Here is a 20,691-nt window from a genome sequence, read left to right on the forward strand (position 1 = left end):
GGCGCGGCGGGAAATGTCACCCCGGCCGGGCGTGCTCTAGCGCCGGGAGGCGACCGCCGCCGCGGCCGCGACGGCCGGCAGCAGGGCGTGCGCCCACACCCGGTAGCCGTCGGCGGACGGGTGGAAGCCGTCGTGGCAGAGCGTCCCCGCGTCGGCCCGGAAGACCGGCCCGGTCTCGGTGGCCAGGTCGACCACCGCACCGCCCGCCTCCAACACCGCGGTGGTCTGCGCGCGGGCCATCCGCCGCCCGGACCAGCCGACCAGCTGACGCAGCGGCGGCGCGATGGCGCGTACGGCGCCGAGGTCGGGGCAGGTGCCCACCACCACCTCGACGCGCGCCTCCCGCAGCCGGTGCACCGCCGCCCCGAGATAGGCGGACGCGTCGGCGGGCCGGCGCAGCCCGGTGGCGTCGTTCGCGCCGATCAGGATCAGCGCCACGTCGGGCCGCTCGCCGAGCAGGGCCCGGGCGACCTGGGTGGCCAGGTCCGTCGAGCGCGACCCGGAGACGCCGACGCTGGACAGGTGCACCCGGCGACCGGTCGGACCCTCGGCGAGCAGGTTGGCCAACTGTCCGCCGATGGTGTCGTCGAGGCGGTCGACGCCCACGCCCAACGCCGACGAGTCACCGAGCAGCACCAGCCGCAGCGGCGCGGCGTCGGCCCGACCGACCGTGGCCCGCAACGCCAGCCCCAGCTCCGGCTCGGCGTAGCGCCGGTGCCGGGCGACGAACGCCTCACCGGCCAGGACGGCGGCGCCGCCCACCGTGCCGGCGAGCAGCGACAGCGCCGCCGCCCGACCCAGGCGGCCGGGAAGACCGGCGGTCACGCCCCGCTCGCTGCGCTCGTTCATGCCAGTCCCTCCACTGTCGAGGTGTCCGTCGCGGAGCCGGACTGCGGCACCGTGTTGACACCGAAGAACGCCCGGCGACGCAGCTGCGCCCACCGGCCGGCCGGTCCTCGGTCGCGGCCCCGGACCTGGGTGCCGCTGACCTCGGTGCCGGCGTGCCGGGCCGCCTCCTGCGCGGCCTTTGGCAGCGACCGTACGCCCTCGCCCCGCGCCGGTGTGGCCCGTCGCTCCGGCCCGGAGCCGAGCGCCGAGAGCATCGTCGGCAGCAGAGCGGCGGCGGCCATCGCGTACCCCTCGGCGGAGGGGTGGAACCGGTCCCAGGCGAACATTCGGTGCGGTTCGGCGGCGAACCGTGGGCCGAGCAGGTCGCCGAGGGACACCGTCGAGCCGCCCGCCTCGACCACCGCCACCGTCTGGGCGGCGGCGAGCTGGCGACTCCACCGGTGCGCCAGCCAGCGCAGCGGTGGCTGGATCGGCCGGATCGCGCCGAGGTCGGGGCAGGTGCCGACGACCACCTCGCAACCGGCGTCGCGCAGCGCGTGGACCGCCTCGACCAGGTAGCGCACCGCCAGGCCGCGCGGCGTGCGGTTGGTGATGTCGTTGCCGCCGATCAGGATCACCGCGATGTCCGGCGCACACTCCAACGCCGCCTCCACCTGGTGCCGGAGCGCCGCGGAGATGGCGCCGACCACCGCGAAACGGCGCACCAGGACCGGCCTGTGCAGCCGCCGGGACAGGCCGGTGGCGAGCAGCGCCCCCGGTGTCTCCCGGCGGCGGTGCACCCCGTAGCCGGCCGCCGACGAGTCACCGAGCACGACCATGGTGAGCGGGGGGCCGGGGAACTTCGCGCCGTACATCCCGTCGCAGCGCGGCGGCGGGGCCTCGGCCATCGGGATGGTGCGCCGGGCCTGGCGGGCCTGGCCGAGCAGCACCCCGCCGGTCGCCATCGCGGCCGCCGCGGTGGCGCCCGTCCCGATAGCCGCCAGCCGGGCGATCCGCCAGGCCTGCCGCCAGCGCGGACCAACGGGTACGACAGAACCAGCGACCCCCATATGCCGACATTATCGCGCCGGCCCGACACGCCGCTGTCGTCGTCCCGGCTCGGGAGTGCCTGGAAACCGACGAGACGGGGTACCTGTCCGGTGGAGGCCGGCCGACTTGCGCCGACCCGCCACGCTGATCCGGCGGAGAGGAGCGCGACGATGGGGAAGACACTGAAGCGCAGCGCGGCGTTCACGGCCCTGGCGCGGGCACTGGCGGCGGGGGCGCGCGGCGGGCCCTCGCTGGGCAGCCGACTGGCGGCGCTGCCCCGGATGATCCGGGCCACGACCCGGGGGGAGTACGACGGTGGCCTCCGGCTGGCCCTGATGACGGCGGCCACGGCGTACATCGTCTCGCCCATCGACCTGCTGCCGGAGATCCCACTGGCGATCTTCGGGCTGGCCGACGACGCGGTGATGATCACCTGGCTGGCCGGCAGCGTGCTCGCCGAGACCGACCGTTTCCTCGAATGGGAGGCCCGACGCAGCTCGGTCATCCCCGGGGGGCTGGTGCCCTGACGGCACGTACGCTGGTCGGCGAGGATACGTCTGCCCGGCCGCCGTCGCCGGCGCCGCAACGAAGGGCACACCGTGCAGTACTACGACAACGTCGTCGACATGATCGGCAACACCCCGCTGGTCCGCCTGCGCAACGTCACCGAGGGCATCCAGGCCACCGTGCTCGCCAAGGTCGAGTACGTCAACCCGGGCGGCTCGGTGAAGGACCGGATCGCGCTGCGCATGGTCGAGGACGCCGAGGCGGCGGGCCTGCTGCGGCCCGGCGGCACGATCGTCGAGCCGACCAGCGGCAACACCGGCGTCGGGCTCGCCCTGGTGGCCCAGCTCAAGGGCTACAAGTGCGTCTTCGTCTGCCCCGACAAGGTCAGTCAGGACAAGCAGGACGTGCTGCGGGCGTACGGCGCCGAGGTGGTGGTCTGCCCGACCGCCGTCGCGCCGGAGGACCCGCGCTCGTATTACAACGTCTCCGACCGGCTGACCCGCGAGATTCCCGGCGCGTGGAAGCCCGACCAGTACAGCAACCCGGCGAACCCGCGCTCGCACTACGAGACGACCGGCCCGGAGCTGTGGAAGCAGACCGAGGGCCGGCTCACGCACTTCGTGGCGGGCGTCGGCACCGGCGGGACGATCTCCGGCATCGGGCAGTATCTGAAGGAGGCGTCCGAGGGGCGGGTGCGGGTCATCGGGGCCGACCCGGAGGGCTCGGTCTACTCCGGCGGCACCGGCCGGCCGTACCTGGTGGAGGGCGTCGGCGAGGACTTCTGGCCGGAGACGTACGACCGGGGTGTGGCCGACGAGATCGTCGAGGTCTCCGACAAGGCGTCCTTCGAGATGACCCGGCGGCTGGCCCGCGAGGAGGGCCTGCTGGTCGGGGGCTCCTGCGGGATGGCCGTGGTCGCCGCGTTGGAGGTGGCCCGCAAGGCCGGCCCGGACGACGTCGTGGTGGTGCTGCTGCCCGACGGCGGTCGCGGCTACCTCTCCAAGATCTTCAACGACTCGTGGATGGCCCGGTACGGCTTCCTGGACAACTCCGGCCACGAGCCGACGGTGGCCGACGCGCTGGCCAGCAAGCCGGGCGGCCTGCCCGAGCTGGTGCACGTGCACCCGACCGAGACGGTCCGGGACGCGATCGACTACATGCGCGAGTACGGCGTCTCGCAGCTGCCGGTGCTCAAGGCCGAGCCGCCGGTGGTGACCGGTGAGGTCGCCGGCTCGATCGCCGAGCGGGATCTGCTCGACGCGCTGTTCACCGGTCAGGCCCACCTGCACGACACCATCGAGCGGCACATGGGTAACCCGTTGCCGATGATCGGTGGCGGCCAGCCGGTGAGCGAGGCCGTCGGCCTGCTGGAGAAGTCCGACGCCGCGCTGGTCCTGGTCGACGGCAAGCCCAAGGGCGTCCTGACCCGCCAGGACCTCCTGGCTCACCTCGGCGCCCACTAGTTCTCGCCCCCGCCTGTCCGCATGCTCGCCTCCGGGGCGGCACGGGCACCTCTGCCGGTCCTTTGCTCTGCTTCACTCCACGCAACACCGAGTGTCCGGTAATCGGACACTCGGTGTTGCGTATGTTGAAGCAGAGCAAAGGCCGTGAGGCAGGGCGGGGCGGGGTGGACGCCGCACGAACCGCACGTGGGCGAGCGCCCCACGAAACGCACGATCGTCGGGCAGCAGGGCGTCAGAGGGGGCGGGTGTAGCGGAGCTGGGGCGCGGGGGCGGTGCCCATGTGTTCCTCGCGTTCCGCTCCCGTCGGGGTCCAGCCGCCGCGCTCGTAGAAGGCGCGGGCGTGGGCGTTGTCGCGGAGCACCCAGAGCACCGCCCGCTGCCAGCCCCGCGCCCGCATGGCGTCCAAAGCGTCCACCATCAACGCGCGGCCGGTGCCCCGCCCCTGCTCGGCCGGGTCCAGGTGGATCGCGTTGAGCAGTCCGGTCGCCGGGTCGTCCTCGTCGTCCGGGCCCACGTAGCTGAAGCCGACCAGCACGCCGACGCGTTCCGCCACGGTCAGCCGGTGGTTGTCGCGCTCCCAGGCCCACCGCTCGGTCCAGTACCGTCCCATCGCCTCCCCGGTCGGCTCGGCCAGCGCCTCCGCCGGCAGGAACGACGAGTAAGCGGCCACCCGGGAGCGTTGGTGCAGGGCGCCGATCCCCATCAGGTCGTCGTCGGTGGCGGGGCGGAGCGTGACGGTCATCCGGCCGAGGCTACCCGGCGCGGCGGGACCTGCACGGTGGTCAGATCCTCGGCGATGACCAGGTCGCCGTCGAAATGCCCGCGGGCCTCGTCGAAGAACCGGCGGGGGTCGGGGTAACGCTGCGAGAAGTGCGTGAGCACCAGCGTGCGTACCCCCGATTCGGTCGCCACCCGCGCGGCCTGCGCCGCGGTCAGGTGGCCGACCTCGGCGGCGAGCGCGGCCTCCGACTCCAGGAAGGTCGACTCGATGACCAGCAGGTCGGCGTGCTCGGCCAGGGCGTACACCCCGTCGCAGAGGCCGGTGTCCATCACGAAGGCGAACCGCTGCCCCGGCCGGGGCACGCTCACCTCGTCGCGGGTGACGCGACGACCGTCGAGGTCCAGGTGCCCGTCGCGGATCAGCTCGCCGACGGCCGGACCGGCGATGCCGTACGCGGCCAGCTTCTCCGGCAGCATCCGGCAGCCGTCCGGCTCGACCAGCCGATAGCCGTACGTCTCGATCGGGTGCCGCAGCCGGCGGGCCTCCAGCGTGCCGCAGCTCAGGGCGATCCGTTGACCGTCGGTCTCGATCGGGGTGACCGCCAGCTCGGCGGTCTCGTAGAAGGAGGTGGCGTGCCGCAGTCGGGCGAAGTACTCGGCGCCGCCCGCCGGGAAGTGCACGGCGACCGGATGCGACACCCGGTCCAGCGAGAGTCGCTGGATGGTGCCGGGCAGGCCGAGGCAGTGGTCGCCGTGGAAGTGCGTGACGCAGATCCGGGTCAGGTCGGTCGCGGTGACCGTGGTGTGCAGGAGCTGCCGCTGGCTGCCCTCGCCCGGGTCGAAGAGGATCACCTCGTCGTCCCAGCGCAGCACGTACCCGTTGTGGTTGCGCTGCCGGGTGGGGGCCTGGCTGGCCGTCCCGAGAATCACCAGCTCGCGCATCGACACGCTGATCTCCCACAGATATGGAGCGACCCCCGGGGCGCTCCGCGCTGTCGCGCGGGCCGGCTGGACTTGGCCGGCACCCCGGGGGTCGGGTGGCTGTCGTGGATTCGCCGCACCGCTGCCACACGGTCTCGACGGTCGTACTGGTTGCCCGCCTCGCGGCGGACGGATCACTGTCGAGGACAGCGGCTAGCTGACAGCCACCTCACGAGTCCGATTGCTATACAAGTCTGGACCACCTCCTTTCACGTGTACGGCCACGTTATCGAGTTCTCGCCGGGCGCGGCAACGGATTTCGATCACAGGGCCAGACGGGAATGCCCGGCCACCTCGTCGGCGGCCGGGCATCGCGCTCAGGCAGGTGGGTCAGCCAGCGGTACGCGCCACGCCGACCGGGCAGCTCAGCCCGTTCGGGCCGTGGTTGCAGTACCCGTTCGGGTTCTTGGTCGGGGCGAGGTACTGCTGGTGGTAGTCCTCGGCGAAGTAGTAGCTGCCGAGCGGGGCGATCTCGGTGGTGATCTCACCCTTGCCGGCCCGGCTCACGATCGGCTGGAAGGCGTCCCGGGACGACTCCGCGATGGCCCGCTGCTCGTCATTGGTCGTGTAGATCGCCGACCGGTACTGGGTGCCCACGTCGTTGCCCTGGCGCATGCCCTGGGTCGGGTCGTGGTTCTCCCAGAAGACCTTCAGCAGGTCCTCATACGTGATCTTGCTGGGGTCGTACACCACCTGGACTACCTCGGCGTGCCCGGTCCGGCCGGAGCACGCCTCCTCGTACGTCGGGTTCTTGGTGATGCCGCCCGCGTAGCCGGCGGAGGTGGTGTAGACGCCGGGCAGCGTCCAGAACAGCCGCTCGGCACCCCAGAAACAGCCCATGCCGAAGACGGCGACCTGGAGACCCTCCGGGAACGGGCCCTTCAGCGGGGTGCCCAGCACCTCGTGGCGGTCGGCGACCGGCATGGCGATCGGCCGGCCCGGCAGGGCCTGCTCGGGCGAAATCATCTCGGCGTTCATACGGCGCAGGAACACGGTGGGACTCCTCTCGTACCTCTCCCAGCGTGTAACACCGGTGGGTCTTTCTTCCTTACCCGTGCCACTGTGACTCAGGCCCCGCCACCCAGGCCGGCGGCGATCCGGTCGGCGTAGGTCTGTGCGTCGGTGTCGTCGGCGTACCGGGTGCGCGGCCAGAAGAAACCCCGCAGCCCGTCGCCCTTGGTTCGCGGCACCACGTGGGTGTGCAGGTGCGGAACGGATTGGGACACCTTGTTGTTCACCGCCACGAACGTCCCACCCGCCCCCAGAGCGGCCTCCACCGCCACCGCCAGCCGCTGGACCAGCGCGAAGTAGCCGGGCAGCAGGTCGGCCGGAAGCTCGGCCAGGGTCACCAGGTGCGCCCGGGGCACCACCAGCACGTGCCCCTTGAACACCGGACGGGTGTCCAGAAATGCCACCCCGTCCGGCTCGTCGGCGACCCGGAACGCCGGCACGTCACCCGACACGATCCCGCAGAACACGCACCCGCTCATCGCCCCAGGCTATGTCGCCGGCTGACCGGCCCGCCGCCCCCTGGCCGGCACGTGGGGGCCGGGCCGGACAGGCCCGTCCCCACCCGGAGCGCGGGTTCCGTTCCAGCCCGCCGGACGGGGGCACTAGCCTCACCAGAATGAGTCACGGCTTCGAGACGCTCGCCATTCACGCCGGTCAGGACCCTGAGGCCCGCACCGGCGCGGTGATCCCGCCGATCTACCAGACCAGCACGTACGCCCAGGACGCCGTCGGCGCGCCCCGGCTCGGCTACGAGTACAGCCGCTCCGGCAACCCGACCCGTGACGCCCTGCAGGAGTGCCTGGCCGCGCTGGAGGGCGGGCCGGTGGGCCTCGCCTTCGCCAGCGGCCTGGCCGCGGAGGACACCCTGCTGCGGGCCGTCTGCCAGCCGGGCGACCACGTGATCATCCCGGACGACGCGTACGGCGGCACCTACCGGCTCTTCGCCCGGGTGGCCCAGCGCTGGGGCCTGGAGTTCACCCCCGCCAAGGTCTCCGACGCGGCCGCGGTCCGGGCCGCCGTGCAGCCCGGTCGGACGAAGATCGTCTGGGTGGAGACGCCGACGAACCCGCTGCTCGGCATCGCCGACATCGCCGCCCTGGCCGCCGTGGCGCACGACGCGGGCGCGCTGCTGGTTGTCGACAACACCTTCGCCTCGCCGTACCTCCAGCAGCCGATCGCCTTCGGCGCGGACGTGGTGGTGCACTCCACCACCAAGTACATCGGTGGGCACTCCGACGTGGTCGGTGGCGCGCTCGTCGTCGCCGACGCCGGGCTCGGCGAGGAGCTGCGCTACCACCAGAACGCGATGGGCGCGATCAACGGCCCGTTCGACGCCTGGCTCACCCTGCGCGGCATCAAGACCCTCGGGGTACGCATGGACCGGCACTGCGACAACGCCGAGCGGCTCGCCGCGTACCTGGACGGGCACGCCCAGGTGGCCGAGGTGATCTACCCCGGGCTGCCCTCGCACCCTGGTCACGAGGTGGCCGCGAAGCAGATGCGTCGGTTCGGCGGCATGATCTCGTTCCGCGCCTCCGGCGGTGAGGACCACGCCGTGGAGATCTGCAACCGCACGAAGCTCTTCGTGCTCGCCGAGTCGCTCGGCGGCGTGGAATCCCTGATCGAGCACCCGGGCCGGATGACACACGCAAGTGCTGCCGGCTCGCCGCTTGAAGTTCCCGGCGATCTCGTGCGACTGTCTGTCGGCATCGAGACGGTCGACGACCTGCTCGCCGATCTGGAGCAGGCGCTGGGCTGACCGCTGGGGAGGATGGCCGTGCAGGACATCATGTCGACCTGGGTCGGGGCGACCGCCAAGCAGATCGCCCGGGGCGTACGCAGGGGTGACGTCTCGGCCACCCAGGTCGTCGCCGACCACCTGGAGTACATCGCCTCGGCCGACCGCGAGCTGGCGGCTTTCCGCGCCGTTCGCGGCGGCGAGGCGATCACCGAGGCCGAGAAGGTCGACGAGCAGGAGGACCTGGCCAACCTCCCCCTGGCCGGGGTGCCGGTGGCGGTCAAGGAGAACACCCCGGTCGCCGGCCTGCCCACCTGGAACGGGTCGGCAGCCGTGCGGACCGACGTCGCGGAGGCCGACCACGAGGTGGTGCGTCGGCTGCGCGGCGCGGGCGCGGTGATTCTCGGAGTCACCCGGATGCCGGAGCTGGGGCTGTGGGCACTCACCGACGACGACAGCGCGGTGACCCGCAACCCGTGGGACAACACGCGTACCCCCGGCGGCTCCTCCGGCGGCGCCGCCGCCGCGGTGGCCGCCGGGCTGGTGCCGATCGCGCACGGCAACGACGGTCTCGGCTCGATCCGGATTCCCGCGGCCTGTTGCGGCCTGGTCGGGCTCAAGCCCGGCCGAGGCGTGGTCCCCTGCCAGCTCGGCGCGGACGACTGGTTCGGCCTCACCGAGCACGGCATGCTGACCAGCACGGTCGCCGACGCGGCGGTCGGCTTCTCGGTGCTCGCCGGTCGGCGTCCCGAGAAGCTGGTCCCGCCGCAGCGGCTGCGGGTGGGCGTCTCGCTGCGCTCCCCGGTGCGCGGCGTCGCAGCGGACGCGCCCAACCGGGACGCGGTCGCCGCCGCCGGTCGGCTTCTCGCCGCCGCCGGGCACGACACGGTGCCGGCCGATCCGGTCTACCCCACGGCCCTGGGCCTGCAGGGCATCGCCACCTGGTTCGCCGCCGCCGCCACCGACGTCCGGGCTTCCGGGTTGGACCGGCGTGGCCTGCAACGGCGTACCCGGCGGCACGTCGCGCTGGGCGAGTGGGCGCAGCGTCGCGGCTACGTGCGGGAGGCTGACCGGGCCGCCTGGCGGCAGCGGTCGGTCGACTTCTTCACCGACCACTCGGTCGACCTGCTGCTCACCCCCGCGCTGGCCAGCGCGCCGCCGGAGGCCGGGCGCTGGTCCGAGCGGTCCTGGCGGGCGAACATGTCGGCCAACATCCGGTACGCCCCGTACGCCGCACCGTGGAACATCGCCGGCCTGCCGGCGATCGTGGTGCCGGTGGGCCGCCGGCCCGACGGCCTGCCGGTCGCCGTGCAGATCGTCGGCCCGCCCGGCTCGGAACTGCTGCTGCTCGGCGTGGCCGGTCAGTTCGAGATGGCCGCCCCGTGGTCGCGTCACGCCCCCGGTTATCCCCTCGTCGGAACGGGGTCGCCGGCCGCCGCATGATCGTCTACCGTGTGCGCGCAACGTCGCGCGGACCCGGGGGACACCAATGCGCTGCCAGACCTGCGGGGACCCCACGTCCCCCGAGCACAACGACTGCCAGCGCTGCTACACGCCGCTGGGCCAGCCCGCCGTCACGCCGGGTCTGCCGACCTACCGCGTACGCGGGATCGGCCTGGCGGCGAACATCGCCGTCGGCGCGACCGCCCTGCTCTACCTGGTGGTGGCGCTGTCCCCGCTGATCGGGATGGCGATGGCCCGGCAGGCCAGGGCCAACGACGACGTGGACCTGCTGCTCGGCGCGGCGATCGTCGGAGGGCTGCTGTCGCTGCCCATGGTGGTGGCGCACCTCACCGCTGCCGTACTGGTGATCATCTGGACGTGGCGGGCGCGGAAGAACACCGACGCCTTCCCCGGCGCCCTGCCAACGCTGGGGGCCGGCTGGGCGATCGCCGGCTGGCTGGTGCCCTTCGCGAACTTCGTGGTGCCGGCCCGGGTGGTGGCGGGCGTGGCGCGGGACAGCCTCTGGCGGCGGTTCACCCCGACCCTGGTGGTCGTCTGGTGGTGCGCCTGGCTGGTGTTCAGCGTCGGCGATCGGGTGCGCAGCCGCGTGGACGAGCAGGCGTACAACCGGCTGCCGGAGACCCCGTTCACCGACGCCGGCTACCAGGCGTACGTCGACTACTACCGGGACTCCCTGCTCCGCAACACGCTGCCCGCGCTGGGCTGCGCAATCGCCGCGGTGACGCTGATCCTGCTGATCCACCGGATCTCCGCCGCGCAGGAGGCCCGGATCGCCCGCGCCGCCCCGGTGTGGCCGACCGCCCCGGTGTGGCCGACCGCCCCGGTCTGGCCGGGGGCGCCGGTGTGGCCGGCGGCGCCGGTGTGGCCCGCGTCCGCTCCGCCCTCGGCCGGTCCGGCTCCGACGATGGCGACCCCGGCGGCCCCTGCCCCGCCAGAGGCTCCTGCCGCGGCCCCGGCGGGTCCTGCCGCGGCCCCGGCGGGTCCTGCCGCGGCCCCCGCGGGCCCTGCCGCACCGGAGGCCGCGCCGACACCGTGATCCACTCGGGATCGCTGATGTGGCGGTGTCCGGGCGCGGTTGATACCGCGACATCGGGGATGTCGAGTGGATCAACCCGGTGTCGCCGCAGGGGACGCCGGGGCCGGATGGCACGATCGGGGGCATGACGGAACTGGTCGGCCTCGACGACGTACGGGCTGCGCGGAAACTGCTCGCCGACGTCGTCCGGACCACCCCGCTGGAGCCCTGCCGGCCACTGAGCGCGGCACTGGGCGGACCGACCTGGCTCAAGTGCGAGAACGTGCAGCGCGCCGGCTCGTACAAGGTGCGCGGCGCGTACGTGCGGATCTCCCGGCTGTCGGCGGCCGAGCGCGAACGCGGCGTGGTCGCGGCGAGCGCCGGTAACCACGCCCAGGGAGTGGCTCTCGCCGCCGGGCTGGTCGGCACGCACGCGACGGTCTTCATGCCGGTCAACGCGCCGCTGCCGAAGGTCGCCGCCACCAAGGGGTACGGCGCGCAGGTCGAGCTGGCCGGCAACACGGTCGACGAGTCGCTGGTGGCGGCGCAGACGTACGCCGAGCGCACCGGCGCGGTGCTCATCCACCCGTTCGACCACCGGGACGTGATCGCCGGGCAGGGCACGGTGGCGTTGGAGATCCTCGAACAGTGCCCGGACGTGCGGACGATCATCACCGGGGTGGGCGGCGGCGGCCTGATCTCGGGCATGGCGGTGGCCGCCAAGGCACTGCGGCCCGACGTTCGCATCATCGGCGTGCAGGCGGCCGGCGCGGCGGCCTTCCCGCCCTCCCTGGTGGCCGGGGAACCGGTCCGGCTGCCCGCCTTCGCCACCATCGCGGACGGCATCGCGGTCGGGCGACCGGGGGAGATCACGTTCAACCATGTCCGCAAGCTCGTCGACGAGATCGTCACGGTGACCGAGGAGGACATCTCCCGGGCCCTGCTGATGCTGTTGGAGCGGGGCAAGCAGGTCGTCGAGCCGGCCGGGGCGGTCGGCGTGGCCGCGCTCCTGGCCGGCGTGGTGGAGGTGGAGACACCCGTGGTCGCGGTGCTCTCCGGCGGCAACATCGACCCCCTGCTGATGATGCGGGTGATCGAGCACGGGCTGGCCGCCGCGGGTCGCTACCTGCGGGTGACCGTGCGCTGCTCGGACCGGCCGGGGCAACTCGCGTCGCTGCTCAGCCAGATCGCCGAGCACCGGGCCAACGTGGTGGACGTGGAACACCAGCGGGCCAATCCGCACCTGGGCCTCGGGGAGGTGGAGGTGGCGCTGTCGGTGGAGACCCGTGGTGTGGAGCACTCCGACACGCTGATCAGCGCCTTGCGGGCCAGTGGTTACCAGGTGGTCTTCGCCGCCGAGGCGTGACACGGGTGGGTGTCACGCCTCGGCGGCGGCACACGTCAGACGGCGCTCAGGTGCCCTGTGCCCTGAAAAGCCGCTCGGCGACCGCGGCGCAGAGCCGCGTGACGCTCAGCCGGAGAACGGCTCGAAACTGACCACGGTCACCTTGATGTCGGCGCCACTCGGGGCCGTGTAGGTGCAGGTCTGCCCGGAGCGGCCACCCAGGATCGCCTTACCGAGCGCCGACTCGGGGCTGTAGACGGTGAGGTCGGTGGTGGCGGCGATCTCCCGTGAGCCGAGCAGGAAGGTCTCGGTGTCGTCGGCGTCGTCGTCGAAGTAGATCGTCACGACCATGCCGGGCGACACCGCGTCGGCCGTCGGGGCCTCGCCGACCTTGGCGGTGCGCAGCAGTTCCTGCAGGTAGCGGATGCGACCCTCGGCCTTGCCCTGCTCCTCGCGGGCGGCGTGGTAGCCGCCGTTCTCGCGCAGGTCACCCTCCTCGCGCCGAGCGTTGATCTCGGCTGCGATCGCCGGCCGGTTGGCGATGTGCTCGTCGAGCTCGGCCTGGAGGCGGTCGTACGCGTCCTGGGACAGCCAGGTGGCGGGCGCCTCGTTGCCAGTGGACACAGGCGTTCTCCTCAGTTGTGCGTGGCTGGCTGACAGGTGAACTACCAAGTTACCAGTGCGGTACGACACAGCGTGGCGGCGATCACCGCCGGTGTCCGCCTCCGGCACTCGCGGTCGACGCGCCGCGACGGGTTGACCGCAGGCGTTGCGGAGTGACGTCTGCGCAGCTCAGGCAGGAGGCCGGCAGCGCAGCACCTCGCCGATGAACGGTCTGGCGGAGGTGCTCAGACGGTGCCGGGTGGTGACGTGCCGGTCGCCGGGTGCGGCGCTCACCGTGACCTCTTCGCGGGCCACCTCGACGCCGGCGCGGTCCCGGGCGCGCAGCACACAGACCGCCGAGCCGCCCGACGGCACGGTCACCCGGAAGTCGACGACCACCTGGCTGTCCGTGATGTCGGTGTACGTGATCACCTGAGCGTCGTAGACCGGGTCGCCGTACTGCCGGTAGAGCCGCAGCGAGATCAGGCTCAGCACCGTCACCAGCACCAGGAGGACCAGCGCGGCCAGCAGCGTACGGCGGCGGCCCCCGCCGGGCGCCCGGCGGCGACCGTAGCGGCCGGCGGGGAAAACCGGCGCGCCCGGTGAAATTGTGGCGTGCGTCTCGGTCACCGGCGGGTATCTCCTGGCGTTGTTGTCGGCGGCATCGGCAAGAATGGCAGAAGTCCATCCTCCCAGCCCGGCCAAACGGCAGGAATGGCAGGTCGGGCCCCGCGGTGCCGACCGGCAGCGGGGCGAGGAGGGTCCCGGCAGGTCAGCCGGTCGAGCCCGGTCGGGTCCACCGGCCGGCACAGACGAGGAGCGCCGAAGTTGGCAGAGCAGCTGCGTCTCATGGCCGTCCACGCGCACCCGGACGACGAGTCGAGCAAGGGTGCGGCGACGATGGCGAAGTACGTCGCCCAGGGGGTGGACGTGCTGGTGGTGACGTGCACCGGTGGTGAGCGGGGCAGCGTGCTCAACCCCAAGCTCGACCGGCCTGACGTCTGGGCCAACATCGCGGAGATCCGGCGCGCCGAGATGGACGCCGCGCGGGCGATCCTCGGCGTCGACCAGGCCTGGCTCGGGTTCGTCGACTCCGGCCTGCCCGAGGGTGACCCGCTGCCGCCGCTGCCCGAGGGCTGCTTCGCGCTCCAGGACGTCGAGGTGGCGGCCGGCCCGCTGGTGCGCCTGATGCGTGAGTTCCGTCCGCACGTGGTGACCACGTACGACGAGGAGGGTGGCTACCCGCACCCCGACCACATCATGTGCCACAAGGTGAGCGTGGCCGCGTTCGAGGCCGCCGGCGACCCGGAGCGCTACCCGGAGCTGGGTGCCCCCTGGCAGCCGCTGAAGCTCTACTACGACATCGGTTTCTCCAAGGCCAGGATCATGGCCCTGCACGAGGCCATGCTCGCCACCGGCGCCGAGTCGCCGTACGAGGATTGGCTCAAGCGCTGGGACGAGCGCCCGGACAAGGGCCCCCGCATAACCACCCGGGTGGACTGCGCCGAATACTTCCCCGTCCGGGACGACGCGCTGCGCGCCCACGCCACCCAGGTCGACCCGGACGGCTTCTGGTTCCACGTGCCCATGGAGCTGCAGCAGCGTGCCTGGCCGACGGAGGATTTCGAGCTGGCGCGCACCGTGGTGGACAGCCCGCTGCCCGAGTCCGACCTCTTCGCCGGAGTGCGGGAGACGGCGCACGCGGGTTGATTCCGGCCGGGGCTACCCTGGTAGGCAGTCGCACAACGGAGGAACGCCATGCTGACCGCTGCCCAGGTGCTCGCGGAGAACAACTTCGGTGACACCCGCACGGGTGGTCTGGCCGGACCGATGGGCCTCTTCCTCATCCTGCTGCTGTCCGCCGCGACCATCCTGCTGATCCGCAACATGAACGCCCGACTGCGGCGTCTGCCCGACCGGTTTCCCCAGCAGGGGCGGCCGACCGATGCGACCAGGGCCGACGCTTCAGTCGTCGATCCGACAGACGGGACCAGCGCGCATGATTCATCCACGCGCGCTCCCAATGGGCACCAGCAGCAGCGGAACGGGTAGTCCGCGCATGATTCACGCCGAACCGGGTGGTGGACCCCTGTTGCGACCACCCGGTTTGGCTTAGCCTTCCGCCGGGGGGACCAAAAGTCCCCGAGCCGTGCGCGGAAGGGGGCGCCGATGACCGTCACAGCACCGGCCGCCCGCCGTACCGTCGGTCGGTCGGCTGACGGGGGAGGTCGATGACCTCCGGCACGGGCGGCGACCCGTTCGACCGTCTCGGGGTGCACGGCATGCCAGCCCGGCTGCTCGTGCTGACGGCTGCGGTGACGGTGACGGCTCTGGCCGCCGCCGTGGTCGGTCTGACCCTTCCGGCCGGGCTGCCGTCCGATGATCCTCTTGGTGCTCCGGCCCGCTTCGGCATCGCCGTCGCCGTCCTCGCCGTGGCCCAACTCGCCCGGCTTCGCTTCCGCACCTCCGCCGGCATGGTCAGCATCACCTGGGGCGAGGCCGCCCTGATCGTCTGCCTCTACCTCGCGCCGGCCGGCTGGCTGCCGTCGGCCACCCTGCTCGGCACCGGGCTGGCCTGGACGGCGCTGTCGCTGCACAGCGACCGTCGCCCGCCGCTGGAGATCGTCCGGATCGCCGCGTCGCTGACTGCCGCGTCGGCGCTGGCCGTGACCGTGACCACCGCCCTGGGGCATCCGCTGCTCGCCTCGCCGACGCCGATGCTGGCGCTGGCCGTGATCGCCGGTTCGGTGACCTACCTCCTGGTGACCGCGTGGCTCGGTGGCGTGACGCTGGGTCTGCGGCACGGGCTGCCCATCGGGCCGCCGCTGCTCGCCGCGCTGCGCGGCAAGCTGCTGATGTTCGTGGGCAACGTGGCGGTCGGCCTGGTCGTGGTCGCGCTGCTGGAACTGGATCCGCGCTGGTTGCTGCTGCTCCCGCCATTGCTCTGGCTGCTGCAACAGACCTACCGCTACCGGCTGCGCGCGGACCAGGAACGCCGAACGTGGCGTGCCTTCGCCGAGGCCACCGCGGCCCTCAACCAGCTCGACGAGCGGGGCGTGGCCAGCGCGGCGGTGACCGGCGCGCTGGCGCTGTTCAACGCCGAGTTGGTCGACGTCGACGTGGCCCGGGCCGACGGCAGGTGGCGTCGCTACCGGGGAGACGCCGGCGGTCGGCTGCTCGACCGGGAGGTGAGCCCTCCGGACCGGTCGGAGCCCGACGAGTACGAGTTGGTCCGTCCCCTGTCGGTGGGCGCCGCGCCGGTCGGCCAGCTACGGGTCCGGTTCCCGCGCTCCGCTCCACCCGCGACCCGGGAACGGGACGCGGTGGCGGCCTTCGGCGACGCGCTCGCCGCCGCCCTGCACGACGCCGCGACCCATCGCGAGCTGCGGCTGGTCACCGCCCGATCGTCGTACGAGGCGGTGCACGACCCGCTCACCGGGCTGGCGAACCGTACGGCGATGCTCGGCAAGGGCGACCAGTCGCTGCGGCAGCTCGCCCACGACCACCTGGTTGCGCTGCTGCTGCTGGACATCAACCAGTTCAAGGAAGTCAACGACACCCTCGGGCACGCGGCCGGCGACCAGTTGCTGCGGCTGACCGCCAACCGGCTCAGCGCGCTGGCCCGCCCCGGTGACCTGCTCGGCCGGCTCGGCGGCGACGAGTTCGCGCTGCTGCTCACCTCGGTCCCCGTGCTCGGCGACCGGGCCGCGCCGATGGCGCACGCGCTGCGGCAGGCTCGCGAGATCGCCGAGCGGCTGGCCGCACCGACCGAGGTGGCCGGGGTGCGGATGTCCATCGAGGTCTCCGTCGGGGTGGTGGTCGCCGACGCCGGCACCGCCGACCTGACCGAGCTGCTGCGCCGCGCGGACATCGCGATGTACCAGGCCAAGGAGGGCGGCGGCAGCGTCGCCGCGTACGACAGCACCCGGGACGCGGCCAGCACCGACCAGTTGGCCCTGCTGGCCGAGCTGCGCGAGGCGCTGAAGGTCGACGACCAGTTGGTGCTGGCGTTGCAGCCGGCGGTCGACCTGGCCACCGGCGCGCCCACCGGGGTGGAGGCGCTGATCCGCTGGCAGCACCCCCGCCGTGGCTGGCTGAACCCGGCCGACTTCATCCGCCCGGTGGAAAACAGCGAGCAGCTCGGCACCTTCACCCGCTACGTGCTCGACAAGGCGCTCGGCGTGGCCGCCGGCTGGGCCCGCGAGGGGCTGGACGTCCCGATCTCGGTCAACCTCTCCGCGCGCAGTCTGCTCGACCCGCGCCTGCCGGCGGAGATCGCCGACGCGCTGCGCCGACATCAGGTGCCGCCGCACCGGCTGGTCCTGGAGATCACCGAGACGGTGGTGATGAGCGAGCTGGAGATCATCGACGAGGTGCTCGCCACGCTCCGGTCGATGGGTGTGCAGCTCGCGGTGGACGACTTCGGCACCGGCTTCTCCTCGTTGACCTTCCTCACCCGGATCGCCGTGGACGAGTTGAAGGTGGACCGCTCGTTCGTGATCCGGATGACCGACTCGCCGGAGGCCGCGGCGATCGTCCGGACCACCGTCGGGCTCGCCCACGAGCTGGGGCTGCGGGTGGTCGCCGAAGGCGTGGAGACGGCCGAGCAGCGGCTGGCCCTGGCCGAGCTGGGCTGCACGTCGGCGCAGGGCTACCACTTCTTCAAGCCGATGCCGGCGGACAAGATCGGCGCGGTGCTCGGGTCGCTGCGCGACTCGGCCGAGTCGAACGTCTTCCGGCTACGCGCCGACGGCGCCTCCTGACGAGGAAAGCCGGGGGTTAACAGGAATTGCGTAGCGGAGTGCGCTTGCAGAACCGGACACCGGGGCGGTAAGTCCTACTGCACCTGGGGAGCGCTGGCCGCACCGCCCTCCATCGCTAGGGCCAGGCACTCCTGCCCGGACAAAGCCGTGCCCCGGGCGGCATGCAGAGCAGAGGCGGACCCGGGGCTTACGTCCTTGACGGTACCACGCCAACCCACGCAGGTAACCCGTTCGGACGGAGTGACTGAGCATGAGCGCCGACGACCTGCCGGCCTGGATTCGCCGAGCGTTCTCCGTCCCGCGACTGAACCCGTACCTGACGGAGAGCGGGCAGGATCCGGATGAAGCGGTGGGGCTCTACTGGTGGAACATCGAGGTATCTGCTGCCTTCTACGGACCGCTGCACTGTCTCGAAGTTGCGCTCAGGAATGCTCTACACGACCAACTCTGCCGCCGATTCGGTCGATCGGACTGGTGGGCGTCGGCGTCGGTTCCCCTGACCGATCACGGCATCCGACTGGTGACCGAAGCGACGCTCAAGTGCCGTCGCAGGGGCCTGACGCCACCCACGGCCGATGATGTCGTCGCCGAACTGAGCTTTGGATTCTGGGTTTCTCTGCTCAGCAATCACCGCGGCTCCTCCTACGACCGGTTGCTCTGGGTCCCGACGCTGCACCTGGCGTTCCCGCATTACTCTGGCCGAAGGGATGAACTGCACGAGGCGTTCGAAACCATGCGGCTGCTGCGGAACAGGATCATGCACTACGAGCCCATCCACCACCGGGACCTGGCCGCCGACCACCGCAAGCTCTATCTCCTGTTGGGCAGGATGGATCCCACGCTGGCAAAGGAGATCCGAGGGCTGGATCGAGTCGAGACGGTCCTTATGCGACGCGTAGATTTACGTTCGCGAATAGCGCGGCCGGGCTTCTGAGGCTCGCATGGACACCCTCGGCGCAGATCTCGTTTCCCGATCTGACATCGCACGCCTCGCGGGCGTGGAACGCCCGGCCGTCACCAACTGGGAGCGTCGGTACTCCAACTTCCCGAGACCGGTCGAAACGCCTCGCGGACAACTTTTCCAACGAGACGAGGTGGTCGCCTGGCTCTCTCGGCGTCCAATACCTATGAAGTCGCTCCGGGATGACGAACTGCCGGGTAGTACATACGGCTGCCGTGTGGAACCAAGTGCGCAGCCCGGAGCGCAGAGGGAAGAGTCCGCATCCGAAGGGGATTGCCGACTGGTCAGGGAGGTCGTCGGTCTTACGGCGGACCTTCACCGATCGGCGACCCGCGATGGTGTTTTTTGGCACGTCGTCCTGGCGCTCGTATTCCTGCGCCGCTTCCGACCGGTGGTCTGGCACCATCTTCTACTCAACCAGCCGGCCCAACGAAATAATCAGTTCGCCGGCGTATTCGCAGACGCTGGCTTGTTCGAGTCGGCTAGGATTGCCGAGCGGTTGGTCGACGCGCCACCGGCGACTCTGCGCCCCTTGGGTCGCGTGATCGACCTCCTTGACAGCGTGGCCGCGGAGCCGTCTGATCTCCTCGCCGTCTTCGAGCACGCGCTCGACCAGCTCGGCGACGACCTGTCGTACGAGTTTGTCACCCCTCGATCGGCCGCTCGGCTGATTGCGGAGATGGTTGGTCCGATCACTGCTGGCTCGCGTTGTTTCGATCCGTTCTGCCGCACGGGAGAACTTCTCGTCGAGGTCAACCGTGTGGCTGGAGAGGGCGGTGCCGTACCCGTTGTCGTGAGGGGTTCGCACCCCGAACCAGCTTTCGTGGAACTGGCGGAGATGAACCTTTCCATGCATGGGGCGAGTGCCCTCGTGTCGAGGTCGGAGCCGGCTTCACCCGCGATGCCTGTCAGTGACCGGTTCGACGTCGTGGTATCGAATCCGCCTTTCGGCTCGCTGGCGGAAGCCGACGTGATGCATCGGCGGTATGGACCCTCCCGCAGGCGGGAGTTTAACTGGCTGCAAATCGTCGTCGAATCGCTCGACGAGAATGGGCGGGGCGGAGTCATCATGCCCAATGGTGCCGCCTTCACCCTCAGTCACCGGGATCGGGAAATCCGGCGAGCTCTTGTCGAGGATGGAGCGCTTACCGCAGTGGTGGCCCTGCCCACGCAGCTCTTCCGGGGGACATCGATCGGGGTGACCCTGTGGCTGGTGCAACGTCCATCCGGACAGAGCGGTGAGATGCTCTTCATCGACGCCCAGAAGCTGGGCGTCATGTCCACGCGGACCCGCCGGCAGTTGACGCCGCAGGACATCGAGGAAGTGTCCCAGGAGTATCGACGCTGGCGGTTGGCCCTCCGGACGGACGGCACGTTTGTCCCGCGGGCCGGCTTCAGCGCGACAGCCACGGCGGCTGCCATTGCCAAACAGAACTACTCGTTGTTTCCGCCGAGCTACGTGGAGCCTGGCCCGATCGCACCGGACCGCGACTCCGAGGCGGACTTCTGGACGCTGGCGAAAGAGTTGGTTCGATTGACCGATGCTGCGCAAGAGGCAGATGCCGACGTCCGCAAGATGTTGAGGGGGTTCAGCGAAGGATGAGCCTGCTGGATGTCGTACCCCGAGGCTGGGCGGAGTCCAGTCTGGGAGATGTCGCCGATATTCGGTCCGGGCCCTCGGGAGCGGCTGTGAAGACGGACGACCGCAGCGCGGACGGCGTAGGCATGATCGCTCCAAAGGACCTACATGACGGGCGGGTCCAGCCGGGTGCTGTCAGCCGCGTCCGTGCCGATGTGGCGGCCGCTCTCGCGCCCTACACCGTCGTTCTGGACGACATCGTTGTTACCCGAACCGGCACGGTTGGCCGACTCGCATGGATTCCGTCGGCATGCAACGGGTGGCTTTTCTCCACCAGCCTGATGAGGGTACGTCCTCATCGAGTGGTGTCGCGGTATCTCGCCTACTACCTCGCGCTGCCCGAGGCGCAGGAGTGGGTACGGCGGCGAGCCCGGGGTACGGCTGTGCCGTCGATGAGCGCGGCAGTGCTCGCTGGCCTGCCGGTAGTGCTTCCGCCCCTTGAGGATCAGCAAGAGATCGCTCGTGCTCTCGCGCTGTTGGATGCGCAGGTCGAGGCACACGCCACGCTGAGTCGGTTGGCAGCGCAGACACGGAATACGCTGGCCGGAATGATGATGCGAGGTGAAAGGCCGGACCGGCTCGCGCTTCGTGGGTAACTTTTTC

The 20,691-nt window shown here is 71.5% G+C and carries 19 protein-coding genes and 1 pseudogene; 12 read left to right on the forward strand and 8 right to left on the reverse strand.

Annotated features, from left to right (window positions below):
- Positions 1–36 precede the first annotated feature (36 nt).
- Both ACFYPH_RS03305 and ACFYPH_RS03310 read right to left on the reverse strand, forming a co-directional pair.
- Positions 37–825 (reverse strand): SGNH/GDSL hydrolase family protein, encoded by a 789-nt coding sequence (locus ACFYPH_RS03305; protein ID WP_387179344.1) that lies wholly within the window; start codon positions 823–825, stop codon positions 37–39.
- Positions 817–1,898, reverse strand: a pseudogene (locus tag ACFYPH_RS03310) (SGNH/GDSL hydrolase family protein); the annotation flags it as partial. The gene ACFYPH_RS03305 and the pseudogene ACFYPH_RS03310, both read right to left, overlap by 9 nt.
- A 150-nt stretch (positions 1,899–2,048) precedes the next feature.
- On the opposite strand from ACFYPH_RS03310, the gene ACFYPH_RS03315 reads away from it, so the two are divergent.
- Together ACFYPH_RS03315 and ACFYPH_RS03320 are read left to right on the forward strand one after the other, a co-directional pair.
- Positions 2,049–2,405, forward strand: coding sequence for a YkvA family protein (locus ACFYPH_RS03315; protein ID WP_354854181.1), 357 nt, complete (start codon positions 2,049–2,051; stop codon positions 2,403–2,405).
- A gap of 72 nt (positions 2,406–2,477) precedes the next feature.
- Positions 2,478–3,848, forward strand: coding sequence for a cystathionine beta-synthase (locus tag ACFYPH_RS03320; RefSeq protein WP_354854182.1), 1,371 nt, complete (start codon positions 2,478–2,480; stop codon positions 3,846–3,848).
- A 232-nt stretch (positions 3,849–4,080) separates the two neighbouring features.
- On the opposite strand, the gene ACFYPH_RS03325 is transcribed toward ACFYPH_RS03320, so the two are convergent.
- The 4 genes from ACFYPH_RS03325 to ACFYPH_RS03340 all read right to left on the reverse strand — a co-directional run bounded on the left by ACFYPH_RS03325 (position 4,081) and on the right by ACFYPH_RS03340 (position 7,039).
- A complete protein-coding gene (locus ACFYPH_RS03325) occupies positions 4,081–4,590 on the reverse strand; it encodes a GNAT family N-acetyltransferase (RefSeq protein ID WP_355132859.1) in 510 nt (169 codons plus the stop codon).
- Positions 4,587–5,516: a ribonuclease Z gene (locus ACFYPH_RS03330; RefSeq protein ID WP_363940143.1), complete on the reverse strand. Its 930-nt coding sequence runs from the start codon at positions 5,514–5,516 to the stop codon at positions 4,587–4,589. The genes ACFYPH_RS03325 and ACFYPH_RS03330 overlap by 4 nt, the downstream gene beginning before the upstream one ends.
- A 363-nt stretch (positions 5,517–5,879) precedes the next feature.
- Positions 5,880–6,542 carry a peptide-methionine (S)-S-oxide reductase MsrA gene (gene msrA / locus ACFYPH_RS03335; protein WP_387178527.1) on the reverse strand — a complete coding sequence of 221 codons (663 nt, stop codon included), beginning with the start codon at positions 6,540–6,542 and terminating at the stop codon, positions 5,880–5,882.
- Between the two features lie 74 nt (positions 6,543–6,616).
- Positions 6,617–7,039, reverse strand: coding sequence for an HIT family protein (locus ACFYPH_RS03340; protein ID WP_355132863.1), 423 nt, complete (start codon positions 7,037–7,039; stop codon positions 6,617–6,619).
- Positions 7,040–7,176: 137 nt separating this feature from the next.
- On the opposite strand from ACFYPH_RS03340, the gene ACFYPH_RS03345 reads away from it, so the two are divergent.
- From ACFYPH_RS03345 to ilvA, 4 genes are all read left to right on the forward strand, one after another.
- On the forward strand, positions 7,177–8,319 hold the full coding sequence (locus tag ACFYPH_RS03345) for a cystathionine gamma-synthase (RefSeq protein WP_354854192.1): 1,143 nt from the start codon (positions 7,177–7,179) through the stop codon (positions 8,317–8,319).
- Positions 8,320–8,331: 12 nt separating this feature from the next.
- Positions 8,332–9,741 (forward strand): amidase, encoded by a 1,410-nt coding sequence (locus tag ACFYPH_RS03350; protein ID WP_387178531.1) that lies wholly within the window; start codon positions 8,332–8,334, stop codon positions 9,739–9,741.
- Positions 9,742–9,787: 46 nt separating this feature from the next.
- The gene (locus ACFYPH_RS03355; RefSeq protein WP_387178533.1) at positions 9,788–10,798 is read left to right on the forward strand and encodes a DUF4328 domain-containing protein; all 1,011 of its coding nucleotides are present in this window, start codon (positions 9,788–9,790) and stop codon (positions 10,796–10,798) included.
- A 124-nt stretch (positions 10,799–10,922) separates the two neighbouring features.
- Complete coding sequence (ilvA, locus tag ACFYPH_RS03360) at positions 10,923–12,143, forward strand: threonine ammonia-lyase (protein WP_354854197.1); 1,221 nt, start codon at positions 10,923–10,925, stop codon at positions 12,141–12,143.
- A gap of 105 nt (positions 12,144–12,248) precedes the next feature.
- Here the strand turns inward: ilvA and greA are convergent, their stop codons facing one another.
- Complete coding sequence (greA, locus tag ACFYPH_RS03365) at positions 12,249–12,746, reverse strand: transcription elongation factor GreA (protein WP_354854199.1); 498 nt, start codon at positions 12,744–12,746, stop codon at positions 12,249–12,251.
- A 168-nt stretch (positions 12,747–12,914) separates the two neighbouring features.
- The gene (locus tag ACFYPH_RS03370) at positions 12,915–13,355 is read right to left on the reverse strand and encodes a DUF4307 domain-containing protein (protein WP_355062995.1); all 441 of its coding nucleotides are present in this window, start codon (positions 13,353–13,355) and stop codon (positions 12,915–12,917) included.
- Between the two features lie 198 nt (positions 13,356–13,553).
- Here ACFYPH_RS03370 and mca point away from each other — a divergent pair, with 198 nt between their 5' ends.
- The 6 genes from mca to ACFYPH_RS03400 all read left to right on the forward strand — a co-directional run bounded on the left by mca (position 13,554) and on the right by ACFYPH_RS03400 (position 20,684).
- Positions 13,554–14,435 carry a mycothiol conjugate amidase Mca gene (mca, locus tag ACFYPH_RS03375; protein ID WP_354854202.1) on the forward strand — a complete coding sequence of 294 codons (882 nt, stop codon included), beginning with the start codon at positions 13,554–13,556 and terminating at the stop codon, positions 14,433–14,435.
- Between the two features lie 48 nt (positions 14,436–14,483).
- On the forward strand, positions 14,484–14,777 hold the full coding sequence (locus ACFYPH_RS03380; RefSeq protein WP_354854204.1) for a hypothetical protein: 294 nt from the start codon (positions 14,484–14,486) through the stop codon (positions 14,775–14,777).
- Positions 14,778–15,007: 230 nt separating this feature from the next.
- Positions 15,008–17,488: a putative bifunctional diguanylate cyclase/phosphodiesterase gene (locus tag ACFYPH_RS03385; RefSeq protein WP_387179347.1), complete on the forward strand. Its 2,481-nt coding sequence runs from the start codon at positions 15,008–15,010 to the stop codon at positions 17,486–17,488.
- Positions 17,489–17,738: 250 nt separating this feature from the next.
- Complete coding sequence (locus ACFYPH_RS03390) at positions 17,739–18,422, forward strand: hypothetical protein (RefSeq protein WP_387178539.1); 684 nt, start codon at positions 17,739–17,741, stop codon at positions 18,420–18,422.
- A gap of 568 nt (positions 18,423–18,990) precedes the next feature.
- The gene (locus ACFYPH_RS03395; RefSeq protein WP_387178542.1) at positions 18,991–20,052 is read left to right on the forward strand and encodes a class I SAM-dependent DNA methyltransferase; all 1,062 of its coding nucleotides are present in this window, start codon (positions 18,991–18,993) and stop codon (positions 20,050–20,052) included.
- Positions 20,049–20,684, forward strand: coding sequence for a restriction endonuclease subunit S (locus ACFYPH_RS03400; protein WP_354854210.1), 636 nt, complete (start codon positions 20,049–20,051; stop codon positions 20,682–20,684). Before ACFYPH_RS03395 ends, ACFYPH_RS03400 begins: the two co-directional genes overlap by 4 nt.
- Positions 20,685–20,691 lie beyond the last annotated feature (7 nt).

It is taken from the genome of Micromonospora sp. NPDC005252 (genome assembly GCF_042872475.1).
Lineage (GTDB): Bacteria > Actinomycetota > Actinomycetes > Mycobacteriales > Micromonosporaceae > Micromonospora.

Coding starts and splice junctions, on each gene's coding strand:
- ACFYPH_RS03315 (WP_354854181.1), top strand. CDS start 2,049: ATGGGGAAGACACTGAAGCGCAGCGCGGCGTTCACGGCCCTGGCGCGG.
- ACFYPH_RS03325 (WP_355132859.1), bottom strand. CDS start 4,590: ATGACCGTCACGCTCCGCCCCGCCACCGACGACGACCTGATGGGGATC.
- ACFYPH_RS03340 (WP_355132863.1), bottom strand. CDS start 7,039: ATGAGCGGGTGCGTGTTCTGCGGGATCGTGTCGGGTGACGTGCCGGCG.
- ACFYPH_RS03345 (WP_354854192.1), top strand. CDS start 7,177: ATGAGTCACGGCTTCGAGACGCTCGCCATTCACGCCGGTCAGGACCCT.
- ACFYPH_RS03350 (WP_387178531.1), top strand. CDS start 8,332: ATGGCCGTGCAGGACATCATGTCGACCTGGGTCGGGGCGACCGCCAAG.
- ACFYPH_RS03355 (WP_387178533.1), top strand. CDS start 9,788: ATGCGCTGCCAGACCTGCGGGGACCCCACGTCCCCCGAGCACAACGAC.
- ilvA (WP_354854197.1), top strand. CDS start 10,923: ATGACGGAACTGGTCGGCCTCGACGACGTACGGGCTGCGCGGAAACTG.
- ACFYPH_RS03380 (WP_354854204.1), top strand. CDS start 14,484: ATGCTGACCGCTGCCCAGGTGCTCGCGGAGAACAACTTCGGTGACACC.
- ACFYPH_RS03385 (WP_387179347.1), top strand. CDS start 15,008: ATGCCAGCCCGGCTGCTCGTGCTGACGGCTGCGGTGACGGTGACGGCT.
- ACFYPH_RS03390 (WP_387178539.1), top strand. CDS start 17,739: ATGAGCGCCGACGACCTGCCGGCCTGGATTCGCCGAGCGTTCTCCGTC.
- ACFYPH_RS03400 (WP_354854210.1), top strand. CDS start 20,049: ATGAGCCTGCTGGATGTCGTACCCCGAGGCTGGGCGGAGTCCAGTCTG.